A 12,801-nucleotide genomic window follows, 5' to 3' on the forward strand; every position below is an offset into this window, starting at 1 on the left:
GGTCAGCTGCCCTGCTTGGCGTCGTCCTTCTTGCGGGTCTTGTCCACCCGCACGGCTTCGCCGCCCTTCAGCTCCCGGAGGGCCCGGTTGGGCCCGGTGATGAGGGTCTCGCCGCCCTTGAGGCCGGAGACCACTTCCACCGAGAGGTCACCCATGAGGCCGGTCTTCACCGGGACGAATTTCGCCTTGCCGGCATCCATGAGGAACACACCCTCCTCCTCGCGGGGCGCGCCGGGCTTGAGGGGCTCGCCGGGCTTGGGCTTGATGTCCCGCATGACGAGGGCCTGGAAGGGGATGGCCAGGGCCTGGTCCCGGTGGCCCGTGAAGATGTCCGCTTGCACCGAGAGGCCGGGCTTGATGGTGGCCGGCGGATTCTTGATCCAGATCTTCACCTTGAACTTGGTGGCGTCGTTCACGCTGGTCTTGAGGATGGGGCTGCCGCCCACCTCGGTGACCTGGCCCTGGAAGACCTGGTTCGGGTAGGCGTCGATGTGGATCTGGGCCTCCTGGCCCAGCTTCACCGTGGGGATCGAGGCCTCGTCGACCTCCATCTCGGCCTCGACCTTGCTCATGTCGGAGATGGTGAGCAGCACCGTGCCGGCCTGGTTCTGGATGCCTGGGACGGCGGTCTCCCCCAGCTCGATGCGGCGGGCGGTCACCACGCCGTCCATGGGGGCGGTGATGGTGGAGTAGCCCAGGCTCACGTGGGACTGGTTCACGTTGGCCTTGGCCTGGGACATGCGCTCCTGGGCCGTCCTGCGGTCGGCCTGGGCGGTCTCCAGGGTGGTGCGGGCCCGCTCGAAATCGGCGGCGGAGATGATGCCGGCGTCGCGGTTGGCCTTGGCCCGCTCGAAGTCCGCCTTGGCCTGGGCCAGGGCGGCAGTGGCCGAATCCAACTGGGAACCCAGGGCCTTGAGGTTGGCCTGCATGGCGTCCGCGTTGGCCCGGGCGTTCCGGGGATCGATCTCCATGAGGAACTGGCCCTTCTTGACCACGTCCCCCTCCTTCACGGCGAGGCGGGTGACCTGGCCGATCACGTTCGCGGAGATGTCCGCCTTGGTGACGGCCTGGACCTTGCCGTTGGCGCTCACCTTGGCCTGGAGGTTCTCCCGCCCCACGGTGGCCACCTGCACGGCCATGCCCTTGTCCCGCATGCCGGCGAGGCTCAGCCCGAGGACGAGGAGGACGACGAGGCCTCCGCCGAGGAACAACAGCTGCTTGCGCTTCATGTCAAAGGCCTCCCGTGCGGGCGTATGATGCCCAGGCTTCGGGTCAGCGGGTCCAGTGGTTTAGTGGAACCCCGGGTCGTTAATGGAAAAGATTTCTATTGATCGAGGGGGTCGCTACTTGGAAAATGATTCTAAGTAGGAGCAACCGCATGCTGACGCGCTTCCCCGGGTCCACCCTCCTGTTCGTCCTGGCCTCCGCGCCGGCCCTGGTGGCCGCGGCGGCCTCCAGCGGGAGCCTGGGGGGGAAGGTGCTGGACGACCAGGGCCGCCCCGTGGCCAAGGCCCAGATCCGGATCGAGAACCGCGTCTCCGGCTTCCTCCAGACCGCCACCACGGATGCTTCGGGGGCCTACTCGGTCTACAACCTCCCCTTCAGCGACTACCACCTGGAGGTGGAAGCCCCGGGCATGGAGGGGGTCCACCGGACCGTCTCGGTGCGCTCGGCCCTCCCCCTCCGGCTCGATCTCAGGATGAAGTCCGCCTCCGCCACGGTCGTGGTGGAGGACCACGTCTCCCTGGTGGAGGCCCACCCGTCGGCCCACCTGGACATCGACCAGTCCGCCATCGAGAGGATCCCCACCGCGGTGTCGAGCCGGGCCATGGAGAGCGTGCTGCTCACCACGCCGGGCTTCATCCAGGACGAGAACGGCCGGTTCCACTTCCGGGGCAGCCACGGGCAGGTGACCTACGTGGTGGATGGCGTGCCCGTCACGGACCAGATGCAGGCCACCTTCTCCAACGCCATGGATCCCTCCCAGGTGGAGAGCATGGAGGTCATCACCGGCGGCGTGAGCGCCGAGTACGGCGGGAAGCCGGCGGCGGTGGTGAACATCACCAGCAAGTCCGGCCTGGGCTGCTCCCGGCCCTTCCAGGGCTCGGTGTCCCTGGGCGCCTCGCGGTTCAGCACCCGGGAAGTGGGCTTCGACGCGCGGGGCGGCACCGCCGCCTTCGGCTACTTCGTCACCGGGGCGGCCTCCGAGAGCGACCGCTTCCTGGATCCCGTGAACTTCGAGAACCTGCACAACCACGGCACCACGGGCCGGCTGTCCAGCCGCTTCGACTGGCTGCTGGGGGCCAGCGACATGCTGCGCGTCTCCGTCAGCGGCGGGCGCACGGACCGAGACGTGGTGAACCTGGCGTCCCAGCAGGCCGCAGGCCAGGACCAGCGCCAGCACGACTCGGATGCGAACCTCAGCCTGGGCTGGACCCACCTGCTGGACGCGAACCGCAGCCTGGACGCCTCGCTCTACTACCGGGGCGCCAGCTCCCGCCTGGATCCCACCCGGGACCTCCAGCCCGGCTTCACCTCCGGCGGGCCGGATTCCCCCTTCTGGGTCCGCTCCGACCGGCGACTGGACAACCAGGGTGCCCAGCTGGGCTACACCCAGCGGAACGGGGGCAACACGCTGAAGGCGGGCCTCCAGGTCGTGCGCTACCCCCTGCACGAGCGCTTCGACATGGCCATCACCGGCCCGGGCCAGGTGTCGGGCCCCGGCGATCCGCTGTATCCCTACACGGCCGCCGGCGGGGGGAACCTCCTCCGCTTCGCCGAGGGCTTCACGCCCTCCCTGGCTTCGGCCTACCTCCAGGACGACCTGAAGACCGGCCGCTGGACCTTCGCCGCGGGCCTGCGCTTCGACAGCTACAAGGGGCGGAACTTCACCCAGAACGAGCTGCAGCCGCGCCTCGGCCTCACCTACACCCTGCCCGTCACCGGCACCCTGCTGCGGGCGGTCTACGATCGGCTGCTCATCACCCCGGAGAACGAGAACCTGGCCTTCTCCACCTCCCAGGCGGTGTGGTCCCTGGTCACCCAGTCGGCCACGCCCGTTCCCCAGCTCCGCGGGGAGACCCAGGACAGCTACCTCCTCGGCCTGGAACAGCAGCTGGGGCAGGTGGCCCGGGTGAGCCTCGACTACTGGTGGAAGGACAGCCGCAATCCCGCCGACAACAGCCAGTTCCTGAACACGGGCATCCTCTTCCCCATCTCCGCCTGGAAGGGGCGCTTCCACGGCATGGACCTCCGCATCGACACGGTGCCGCTGCGCGGCTGGTCGGCCTACCTCAGCGCAGGCACCGTGCGGACGCTGTTCTACAGCCCCACGGTGGGCGGGCTGGACTCGGCCGACCCCACGGTGAACGGACCCGACGGCACGCCCTACCTCATCGACCACGACCAGAAGCTCACGGCCCAGCTCGGCCTGCGCTACGAGCAGGGCGGGTTCTTCGCCCAGGCCGTGGGGCGCTACGACTCGGGCCTGGTGGCCGGGGATCCCACCACCGTGGCCGGCAATCCCGACTACGCCTTCGGCATCCCCTACGTCCGCCTGGAGCACGACAGCCTCGTGGGTCCGGTCTACCGCATCAAGGCCCGGACGGTCCTGGACCTGAACGTGGGGCAGACCTGGAAGCTGACGGGGGAGCGGCGCCTGACCGCCGGGCTGGACCTGCTCAACGCCACCGACGAGAAGGGCCTCTACAACTTCCTCAGCACCTTCGGCGGCACCCACGTGATCCCCCCCCGCACCCTGGCGGTCCACCTGAAGCTGGCCTTCTGAGCCGCGCTACTTCAGAGGGTGCTCGAAGCTGAGGTAGAGGAAGATCCCCGTCTCGCCCCGGCTGGGCCCCACGCCCACCATGGCCGCGAGGCCCGGCACCACCTGCAGCCCCTTCGGGAGGTTCCAGGCCCAGCGCAGGCCCGGCGCCACGTAGGCGCTCTGCGTCGGCTGGCGCACGCCCGGGCCGGCCACCACGTCGCCGCTGGTGTAGGCGAACTCCAGCATCAGGTTCAGGTCCCGGCGGGCGAGCCAGATGAAGCTCTGGCCCATGTTCCAGGTGGAGATGTCGGCCTCGTTCCCCAGCAGGTCCTGGGCATGGGGTGTGTGGGTGAACCCCAGGTTCACGTGGGAGACGAGGCGTTCGCCCAGGGCGACGCTCAGGGGCAGGTTCGCCTGGACGCCCAGGTGCCCGTTGCCGCGGCCCTGGCGATGGTTCCCCGTCGGCAGGAGCAGGGAGAGGCGGGGCGCGAAGGCCACGGCCGAGTCCCCGTCGCCGAGGGCCTGGTACCGGTAGTTCAGCGCCACGTCGCCAAACCCCCGGCGGCCGCCGTCCGGCGAGGAGGCCAGGCGCTGCACCGGCACCGTGAGGCTCAGCTGGTGGGCCAGGCCGCCCACGGGCCACTCCTCGGTGAAGGTGTAGATCCAGTCCCCGCTCTGCTGGAGCCGGGTGTACGTCGAGATGTGCTGGATGACCCCCGGCTCCTGGTTGTAGGCCTCCTCCAGCAGGAAGGAGTTGTCCTGGATGGGGGCCTCCTTCGGCGGCTGCTGGGCCGGCAGGCCGGGCGCCGCGAGCAGGAGGGCGAGCATGGGGGAGGCGGAGGTCGTGAATCGCATGAGACGATACTGAGTCTCAATAAATTCTGAATCAAGCCCTCCCGGAACGGACGTGACCCGCGTCACCGGGGGCGGCGCGGGTCAGGTTCCGTTCAAGGGCCGATCAGGCTTCGGCGGGTTCGCCCAGGCCCCGGCGCTTGCCCACCCACTCGTAGAAGCTGGGGAGCACCAGCAGGGTGAACAGGGTGGAGGTCACGAGGCCGCCCACCATGACGATGGCCAGGGGGCGCTCCAGCTCGCTGCCGCCGAAGCCCAGGAGCATGGGCAGCAGGCCCAGGATGGCGGCGCCGGCGGTCATGAGCTTGGGCCGCACGCGGCCCAGGCTGGCCTCCAGCACGGCGTCCCGGAGGGAGAGGCCGGAGGCGTACAGATCCTTCACCTGGGTGATGAGCACCAGGCTGTTCTGCACGGCCACGCCGAAGAGGCCGATCATGCCGACGATGGAGCTGACGTTCCAGGTCTCGCCCGCCAGCCAGAGGCCGAAGAGGCCGCCGGCGAAGGCATTGGGCAGCGTGGCGAGGACCACGCTGACCTCCCACCAGCGGCCGAGGGCCACGTAGAGCAGGCCCACGACGATGCCCAGGGCCACGGCGATGGCGATGAGCAGGCGCTGCTGGGTCTCCCGGGCCTCCTCGATGCGGCCGCCGAGTTTCACGACCGTCCCCTTGGGCAGGGGATAGGAGGCCAGCAGCTGGTCCACCTGCTTGGCCGTGCCGCCGAGGTCGCCCTCGGAGCGCAGGTTCAGGGCCAGGCGGCGCTGGGCGGATTCGCGTCGGATCATGCTCGGCGTGGTGGTCTCCTCGAAGCGCACCACCTGGCCCAGCTCCAGCACGCGGCCATCGTCGAGCACCAGGGGCAGGCGCTGGAGCCGTTCGGGCGTGACCTCGCCGGCGATCTGGAACTTGACCACCCGGCCGATGCGCTGGGGGCCGTCGAAGCGGGGGGCCGTCTCGATGCCCTGGAGCGCCGCCTGCAGGGTCTGGAGCAGGAGGGGCCGGGGCACGCCCAGGTGGCGGAGGTCCCGGTCGTCGATGACCACCTGCCACTTGGGCAGGGGGCCGCCGGTGTCGGGCGCCACGGAGCGGACGGAGGAGAGGCCCGCCAGCTTGGTGCGGAGGTCCGGGAGCATGGCCTCCACGGCCGCCAGGTCGGGGTTGAACAGCTTGACCTGGAGGTCGGCGGGGGTGCCGCCGAGGCCTTCGGAGATCTTCATGTTCATGGGCGTGGTGAGCTCCACGGGGTAGGGCATCCGCTCCGCCAGGGCGGCCAGGCCCGCCTCCACCTTCCGGGGATCGGCCTTGGGATCCAGGAGCACGAGGATGTCGCTGGAGTAGTGCGGCATGGGGTCCTCGGTGACATCCCCGCGGCCCGTGCGCCGGTAGAAGTCCTTCACGCCGGGCACCTGGCGGATGCCCTGGCCGAGCATGCGGTTGCCCTGGTCCACGGCCTCCAGGCTGGTCTCCGCCGGGAAGTTGGGCGTGAGGATGTAGGCGCCCTCGTCCAGGGTGGGCAGGAAGTTGCTGCCGAGGCCCAGGGCCAGCACGATGCTCAGGGCCGTCACGGTGCCCGCGGCGGCCAGGAGCTGCACGCCGTGGCCCAGCGCCCAGGTGAGGGCCGGGCGGTAGATCTCCTTCAGCCTCGTGACGAAGCCGGGCTCCTCCAGCACGGTCCCCGGCGGGAGGAACCGCTCCACCAGGGTGGGCACGAGGGTGAAGCTCAGGATGAGGCTGAGGGTCATGGCCGAGCCCACCGCCACGGCCAGGGGGGCGTAGAGGCGGCCCGCCACGCCGCCGATGGCGAGCAGGGGGATGAACACGGCGAGGATCACCAGCACGGCGATGAGGATGGGGATGCCCACCTCGGAGGCCGCGTCGATGAGCGTCCGCCGCCGGATGACGGGATCGTCGCTGTGGATCTCGTGCAGGCGGTGGGTGAGGTTCTCCACCATGATGACGCCGGCGTCCACCAGGAGGCCCACGGCGATGGCCAGGCCGCCCAGGGTGAGGGCGTTGAGGCCGAGGCCGAGCAGCGTGAGGGGGATGGCGGCCCCCAGGGTGGCCAGGGGCAGCAGGACGATGACCACCAGGGCCCCCCGCAGGTTGCCCAGGAGCACCACGAGCACCAGGCCCACGAAGCCGCCGCCCAGCATGAGGGCGAGGGTGACGCCGCTGAGGGCGTGGCGGACGAACTGGCCCTGGTCGTAGAACATCTGGAGCTGCATGCCGTCGGGCAGGCCCTTCCGGAGTTCCGGCAGGGTGTCCACCACGGCCTGGGCGGTGCTCAGGGCCTCGGCGGTGGGCTGCTTGACCACCCGCAGGGAGATGGCCTCGGCGCCCCGGTAGACGGCCATGCCCCGGCGGAAGCCGGCGCCCTCCTGCACGTCCGCCACCTCGCCCAGGTACACGGTGCCGCGCTGGGTCTGGATGGGCAGCTTGCGGATCTCGTCCGGGTTGGGGGCGGCGCTGCCGAGGGTGACGAACCAGCCCTTGTCCTGGAGCTCCAGGATGCCGGCGCCGGCGTCCTGGTCGCTGCCCTCCAGGGCCTCCATGGCCCGGCCCAGGGGCACGCCCATGAGCCGCATGCGGTCGGGGCGGAGGAGCACCTGGATCTGGCGGGCCTCGCCGCCCAGGGCCTCCACCCGGGCCACGCCGGGCACGGCCTGGAGGCGGGGCACGATGACCTTCACGGCCTGGTCGCGCAGGGCGACGGGACCGACGCCCGGACCCACCAGCACCAGCTCCTGGATCTCCTGGAGGCGGCCCGCGGCGCTGGTGACCAGGGGCGAGAGGGTGCCCGGCGGGAAGCCGCCCATGATGGCGGCGAGGCGCTCGCCCACCAGCTGGCGGGAGCGCCAGGGGTCGGTGCCGCCCTCGAAGGCGATGACCACCTGCACGAGGCCGGCCTGCACGGTGCTCACCACGCGCTTCACGCCCGGGAGCCCGCCCACGGCCTGCTCCACGGGCTGGGCCACGGTGAGCTCCAGCTCGGAGGCGGCCCGCCCGGGGCTCTGGATGAGCAGCTGGAGCGAGGGCAGGGACAGGTCGGGGATGAGGTCGCGCTTCAGGCTGAAGAAGGTGAGCACGCCCAGGAAGGCGAGCAGCAGGGTGGCGCCGTAGACGAGGCCGCGCTTCGGCAGCAGCCAGGTGAACCAGCGGGTGAGCAGCTTGTGGGTCTCACTCATCGCCGCCCCCGAACTTCATGCGCATCAGCTTGGACTTGAGGAGGTAGGCGCCGTCCGTCACCACCTTCGCGCCGGCGGGGACGCCTTCCAGCACCAGGGTGTTGCGGGCCACGTCCGGGCCGCGCTTCACGGGCTGGAAGCGCCCCTGGTCGCCTTCCTGGAGGAAGACGCCCCAGACGTTCTCGATCTGCTGCAGGGCGGCGGTGGGCAGGAGCACGCCCCGGCCCGCGGGGACCTGCACCTCCACCGGCGAGCCGGGCAGGGGCAGGGGCGCGCCGGAGAGGCGCAGGCGGTAGGTCATCCGGTGGGTCATCTCGCCCATGCTGGCGGGCAGGCCCACCACTTCGGCCTGCCAGGTCCGCTCGTCGTTCCGCACCGTGGTGCGGCTGCCGAGCTTCCAGGCGGCGGGGGCGGGCGGCGGGAGCTCCAGCACGGCCAGGGCGGCGGAGGCCGCCTGGAAGGCGCCCAGCTGCTCGTTCATGGCCACGCCCTGGCCGAGCCGCACCTTCCACTCGGCCACGGTGCCCGCGGCGGGGGCCCGCAGGACGTAGGTGCCGTCGGCCTGTTCGGGGGTCACGCCCCGGGCCTGGAGGGCGATGCGGGCGGATTCCGCCTCGGCGGCGGCGGAGGCCTGCTCGGCCTCGGCGGCCTCCAGGTCGCGCCGGGCGCCGGCCTGGGCGGCGGCCAGGCGCTGCTCGCGGGCCAGCTCGGTCTGGGCGCGCCGCAGGCGGGCCTGGGCCGTGAGCCAGCGCGACTTCAGATCGGCCAGCTCGGGGCTCCGCAGGGTGAGGAGCGCGGCGCCCCGGGCCACGGGACGGCCGGGGGCGGCGGGCGCGGAGGCCACCAGCCCGCTCACGGGGGCCGTGAGCAGGGCGCGGGCGGATTCGTCGCCGGAGGCCTCGGCCGGGAACCAGACCGCGAGCTCGGCGGGGGCGGGCGCGGCGAGGGTGTGGAAGTCCTGGATGGCCTTGAGGGGCACCCGGTCGGCGGCGGGGGCGGTGGCCGGGCCGGCGGGTCCCGCCTCGGCGGGCGGGGCGGTCTTGCAGCCCCCGAGACCCAGCAGCGCGGCGGCGAGGGTGAGGGTGGGCAGGGTGCGGGGGGTCATCGGGCATCTCCAAGGGTGAGCAGGTCGAGTTCGGCGATCAGGGCGTGGGCATCGCGCAGGCGCTGGAGGGTGGCGGCTTCGGCCTCCAGCAGCTGGCGGCGGAGGAAGAGGGCCTCGGAGGGGCGCTCCTTGCCCTCCTTCAGGCGCAGGTCCACGGCCTGCAGGGCGGCGGTGAAGCCGCGGGATTCGGGAGGCGCCCCGAAGGTCCGGAGGCGGGCCAGGGCGGTCTGGAACCGGGAGGCGAGCTGGAGCGAGGCGGATTCCCCCTCCCGTTGGAGGGCGGTCCGGCCGGTGGCCTCCTCCCGGCGCTGGGCGCCCAGTTCTCCGGCGCGGGGGAAGCGGTAGGCCACGCCCAGGCGGGTGATGCGCTCCTCCCCTTCCGAGGCGTAGCTGCCCTTCAGGCTCCAGCGGGCGCCGCGGAGGGCCTGCTGCAGGTCGAACGCCGCGCGCTCGGCGGCGAGGCGGTCCGCCAGGGACCGGCGGGCCAGGCTCGCCTCGAAGGCGGCGGGCAGGGGCCCGGGATCGGGCAGGGCCGCGGGGCCGGGATCGGCCAGGGGCTGCGGGTCCGGGGGCAGCTCGGCCAGGGCGCGGAGGGCGGCCCAGGCCTCGGCGGCGCGGCGCTGGGCCTCGCCCAGTTCCGTCCGCTGGCGCACGGCATCCCCGCGGACAAGGTCCTCCTGGTAGGCAGGATCCGATCCGGATTCGACCCGGGCGCGGGCCACCCGCAGCCAGTCCTCCATCGTCGCCAGCTGGTCCGTCCGCAGGCGGAGCTGGGCCTGGGCCAGCCAGGCGTCCAGGTAGGCGTGGCGCAGGCGGGCGCGGGCCTCGGCCTTCCCCAGGGCCAGGGCGGTGTGCTGCGTGGCCTCCAGCGTCCGCCGGGCCTCGCCCCGGGTGCCGGGGGCCAGCAGCAGGGGGGCGTCCACCTGGGCGAACCGGTCGGTGGTGGTGGTGACGGGGCCCGCCCGGCGGCCGGCCTCGGCGAGGACCGTGGGGCCCTCCCGGAGGAGGCCCCCGGTGGCGGCCAGCTGACGCTGGCGCGCGGCGAGGTCGGCCTCGATCCGCAGGAGGGCGGGGTCAGGCTTCGCCCGGGCGAGGAGGGCGTCGTAGGTCAGGGGCAGGGCCGGGGCCTGGGCCGACAGGGCACAGGCCGCCGCCCCCAGGCAGAGGGATCGGAACATGGTTTCCTCGTGAAAGGGACATTCGGAACCTCCCCGGGATCACCAGGGCAGGCGAAGCGTCGACTCGATCAGGCGAGGGCCCGGGGCGGGGCGGTTTCCGGACGGGCGGTGCGGCCGCGCGGGAAGGCCTGCAGGCGCGGCAGGAAGGCCCGGCCGGGAAGGGCGGCGGGAAGGTCCGGGGCCTCCGGAAGGGGCGGGACGGGGCAGCCGTGGTTGCAGAAGAAGTGGCAGCCGGCGACGCCATCCCCGGTCTGGGATTCGGCGAAGACGAAGGGGTCGAAGGTCACAGCCACGGCCTGCCCGGCGGGGGGCGGGGCGATCTCCCCGATCCCGGCATGGGAGGCCGAGTGCAGGAGGTACACGAGCGCCAGCCCCAGCATCAGGCCGGCGGCGGTGCGCTTCAGGAACCTTCGGAAGGGGGTCGTCATGGCCTCGATCGATGTCCAGGATAGTCGGAAAAAGGCTAGCCGGACAATGGATCCATCTGGTTTACGGAAGGTTTACATTAAATCAAACCTGCCCAGAAGGTCATCTGAATCCGTAATACGTAGTGATACGATGGTTGCTTCCATCCCAACCCGGAGCCGCCATGCGATCCCCCTTCCGAACCCTCGTCCTCCCCGCCCTGGCCCTCGCCCTGGCCGGTGCCTCCCTCCGCGCCGAGGAGGGCATGTGGACCTTCGACAACCTGCCCACGAAGCAGATCAAGGCCAAGTACGGCTGGGCCCCCGACCAGGCCTGGCTGGACCACGTCCGCCTGTCGGCCCTGCGCTTCCCCGGCGGCTCCGGCTCCTTCGTGAGCGCCGACGGCCTGGTGCTCACTAACCACCATGTGGGCCGCGGCTGGATCCAGCGCGTGAGCGACAAGGACCACGACTACGTGAAGAACGGGTTCTACGCCCCCACCCAGGCCCAGGAGATCAAGGTGCCCGGCCTGGAGGTGCTCACCCTCATGGCCATGGACAACGTGACGGACCGGGTGAACAAGGCCGTCAAGCCCGGCACCTCCGAGAAGGAGGCCCTGAAGCTCCGCGAGACGGAGATCGAGAAGATCAGGGACGAGATGCAGAAGAAGTCGGGCCTCACCTGCGAGCACGTGAGCCTCTACCAGGGCGGCCAGCACTGGATCTACAGCTACAAGAAGCACACGGACGTGCGCCTGGTGTTCGCCCCCGAGCAGCAGATCGCGTTCTTCGGCGGCGACTACGACAACTTCACCTACCCCCGCCACAACCTGGACTTCTCCATCTTCCGCGTCTACGAGGACGGCAAGCCCTACCAGCCGAAGGACTTCCTCCACTGGACGAAGACCGGCGTGAAGGCCGGCGACCTCACCTTCGTCACCGGCCACCCGGGCCGCACCAGCCGCCAGGACACCCTGGCCCAGATGAAGTTCGCCGGCGAGGTCGCCATCCCCCTCCGCCTGAAGTTCCTGGAGGACTACCGCACCGAGCTGATGGCCTACGCCGGCCGTTCCCCCGAGGCCGCCCGCCAGGTGAACACCCAGATCTTCGGCATCGAGAACAGCCTCAAGGCCATCCGCGGCTACAAGTCCGGCCTGGAGGACAAGGCCGCCATGGCCCGCATCGCCGCGGCCGAGAAGGAGTTCCGCGGGAAGGTGGCGAAGGATCCCAAGCTGGCCGCCGAGGCCGGGCCGAGCTGGGGCCGCATCGAGAAGGTCCTGGCCGTCGAGAAGCCCCTGGTCAAGGAGGCGATGTACGTGAGCACCGCCCACTCCACCCTGCTCGGCTTCGCCCTCACCCTGGTGCGGCTGACGGAGGAGGAGGGCAAGCCCAGCGAGAAGCGGCTGCCCGAGTTCAGCGACGCGAACCTGAAGGTCACGAAGATGCGCCTGGCGGTCCCGGCGCCCTACTACCCCGAGCAGGAGGCATTCATGTTCGCCCGGGGCCTCGCCGAGGCCCAGAAGGCCCTGGGCCCCCAGCATCCCTACGTGAAGGCCATGCTGGGCGGCCAGTCCCCCGAGGCCGTGGCCAAGACCGCCGTCGAGGGCTCGAAGCTGGGCGATCCCGCCGCGCGGAAGGCCCTGATCGAGGGCGGGAAGAAGGCCGTGGACGCCAGCACGGATCCGATGATCCTCCTGGCGAAGAAGCTGGACCCCCTCGCCCGGAAGCTCCGCAAGCAGATGGACGACCAGGTGACCTCCGTGATCACCGAGCAGGCCTCCCGCATCGCCAAGGCCCGCTTCGCCGTCTACGGAACCTCCGCCTACCCCGACGCCACCTTCACCCTGCGCCTCACCTACGGGCCTGTGGAGGGCTACCCCGGCAACGGCACGATGATCCAGCCCTTCACCACCTTCGGCGGGCTCTTCGACCGCTACGACGGCTGGGGAGGCAACGCCGCGAAGGCCCACGGCGGCGCCTGGGAACTGCCCCAGCGCTGGATCGACCACCGCAAGGACCTGGACCTCTCCACGCCCTTCGACTTCGTCCATGCCGTGGACATCATCGGCGGCAACTCCGGCTCGCCGGTGGTGGACAAGACGGGCGACCTGGTGGGCCTCATCTTCGACGGCAACATCGAGAGCCTGCCCGGCAACTACTTCTACGACGAGAAGGTGAACCGCGGCGTCTCCGTGGACGCCCTGGCCATCACCGAGGCCCTGCGCAAGGTCTACGGCGCCGGCGTCCTCGCCGACGAGCTGACCGGCAAGTAGGAACCTCCACCACGAAGACGCGAAGACCACGAAGAAGCC

At 71.3% G+C, this 12,801-nt stretch carries 8 protein-coding genes; 2 read left to right on the plus strand and 6 right to left on the minus strand.

Annotated elements, in window-relative coordinates; all coding sequences use genetic code 11:
* Positions 1–2: 2 nt before the first annotated feature.
* The gene (locus tag QSJ33_RS13535) at positions 3–1,229 is read right to left on the minus strand and encodes an efflux RND transporter periplasmic adaptor subunit (protein WP_285727056.1); all 1,227 of its coding nucleotides are present in this window, start codon (positions 1,227–1,229) and stop codon (positions 3–5) included.
* Between the two features lie 149 nt (positions 1,230–1,378).
* Between QSJ33_RS13535 and QSJ33_RS13540 the strand changes: the two genes are divergently transcribed.
* A complete protein-coding gene (locus QSJ33_RS13540; RefSeq protein WP_285727058.1) occupies positions 1,379–3,787 on the plus strand; it encodes a TonB-dependent receptor in 2,409 nt (802 codons plus the stop codon).
* A 6-nt stretch (positions 3,788–3,793) separates the two neighbouring features.
* Here the strand turns inward: QSJ33_RS13540 and QSJ33_RS13545 are convergent, their stop codons facing one another.
* The 5 genes from QSJ33_RS13545 to QSJ33_RS13565 form a co-directional block, all read right to left on the minus strand.
* Positions 3,794–4,621 (minus strand): transporter, encoded by an 828-nt coding sequence (locus tag QSJ33_RS13545; RefSeq protein ID WP_285727060.1) that lies wholly within the window; start codon positions 4,619–4,621, stop codon positions 3,794–3,796.
* Positions 4,622–4,724: 103 nt separating this feature from the next.
* Positions 4,725–7,802: an efflux RND transporter permease subunit gene (locus QSJ33_RS13550; RefSeq protein WP_285727063.1), complete on the minus strand. Its 3,078-nt coding sequence runs from the start codon at positions 7,800–7,802 to the stop codon at positions 4,725–4,727.
* A complete protein-coding gene (locus tag QSJ33_RS13555; RefSeq protein ID WP_285727065.1) occupies positions 7,795–8,907 on the minus strand; it encodes an efflux RND transporter periplasmic adaptor subunit in 1,113 nt (370 codons plus the stop codon). Before QSJ33_RS13555 ends, QSJ33_RS13550 begins: the two co-directional genes overlap by 8 nt.
* Positions 8,904–10,085 carry a TolC family protein gene (locus QSJ33_RS13560; protein WP_285727067.1) on the minus strand — a complete coding sequence of 394 codons (1,182 nt, stop codon included), beginning with the start codon at positions 10,083–10,085 and terminating at the stop codon, positions 8,904–8,906. Before QSJ33_RS13560 ends, QSJ33_RS13555 begins: the two co-directional genes overlap by 4 nt.
* 68 nt (positions 10,086–10,153) lie before the next feature.
* On the minus strand, positions 10,154–10,513 hold the full coding sequence (locus QSJ33_RS13565; protein ID WP_285727069.1) for a hypothetical protein: 360 nt from the start codon (positions 10,511–10,513) through the stop codon (positions 10,154–10,156).
* A 161-nt stretch (positions 10,514–10,674) separates the two neighbouring features.
* On the opposite strand from QSJ33_RS13565, the gene QSJ33_RS13570 reads away from it, so the two are divergent.
* A complete protein-coding gene (locus tag QSJ33_RS13570) occupies positions 10,675–12,762 on the plus strand; it encodes a S46 family peptidase (protein ID WP_285727072.1) in 2,088 nt (695 codons plus the stop codon).
* The last annotated feature ends 39 nt before the right edge of the window (positions 12,763–12,801 follow it).

Origin of the sequence: Geothrix rubra, assembly GCF_030268065.1 — a bacterium.
Taxonomy (GTDB): Bacteria; Acidobacteriota; Holophagae; order Holophagales; family Holophagaceae; genus Geothrix; species Geothrix rubra.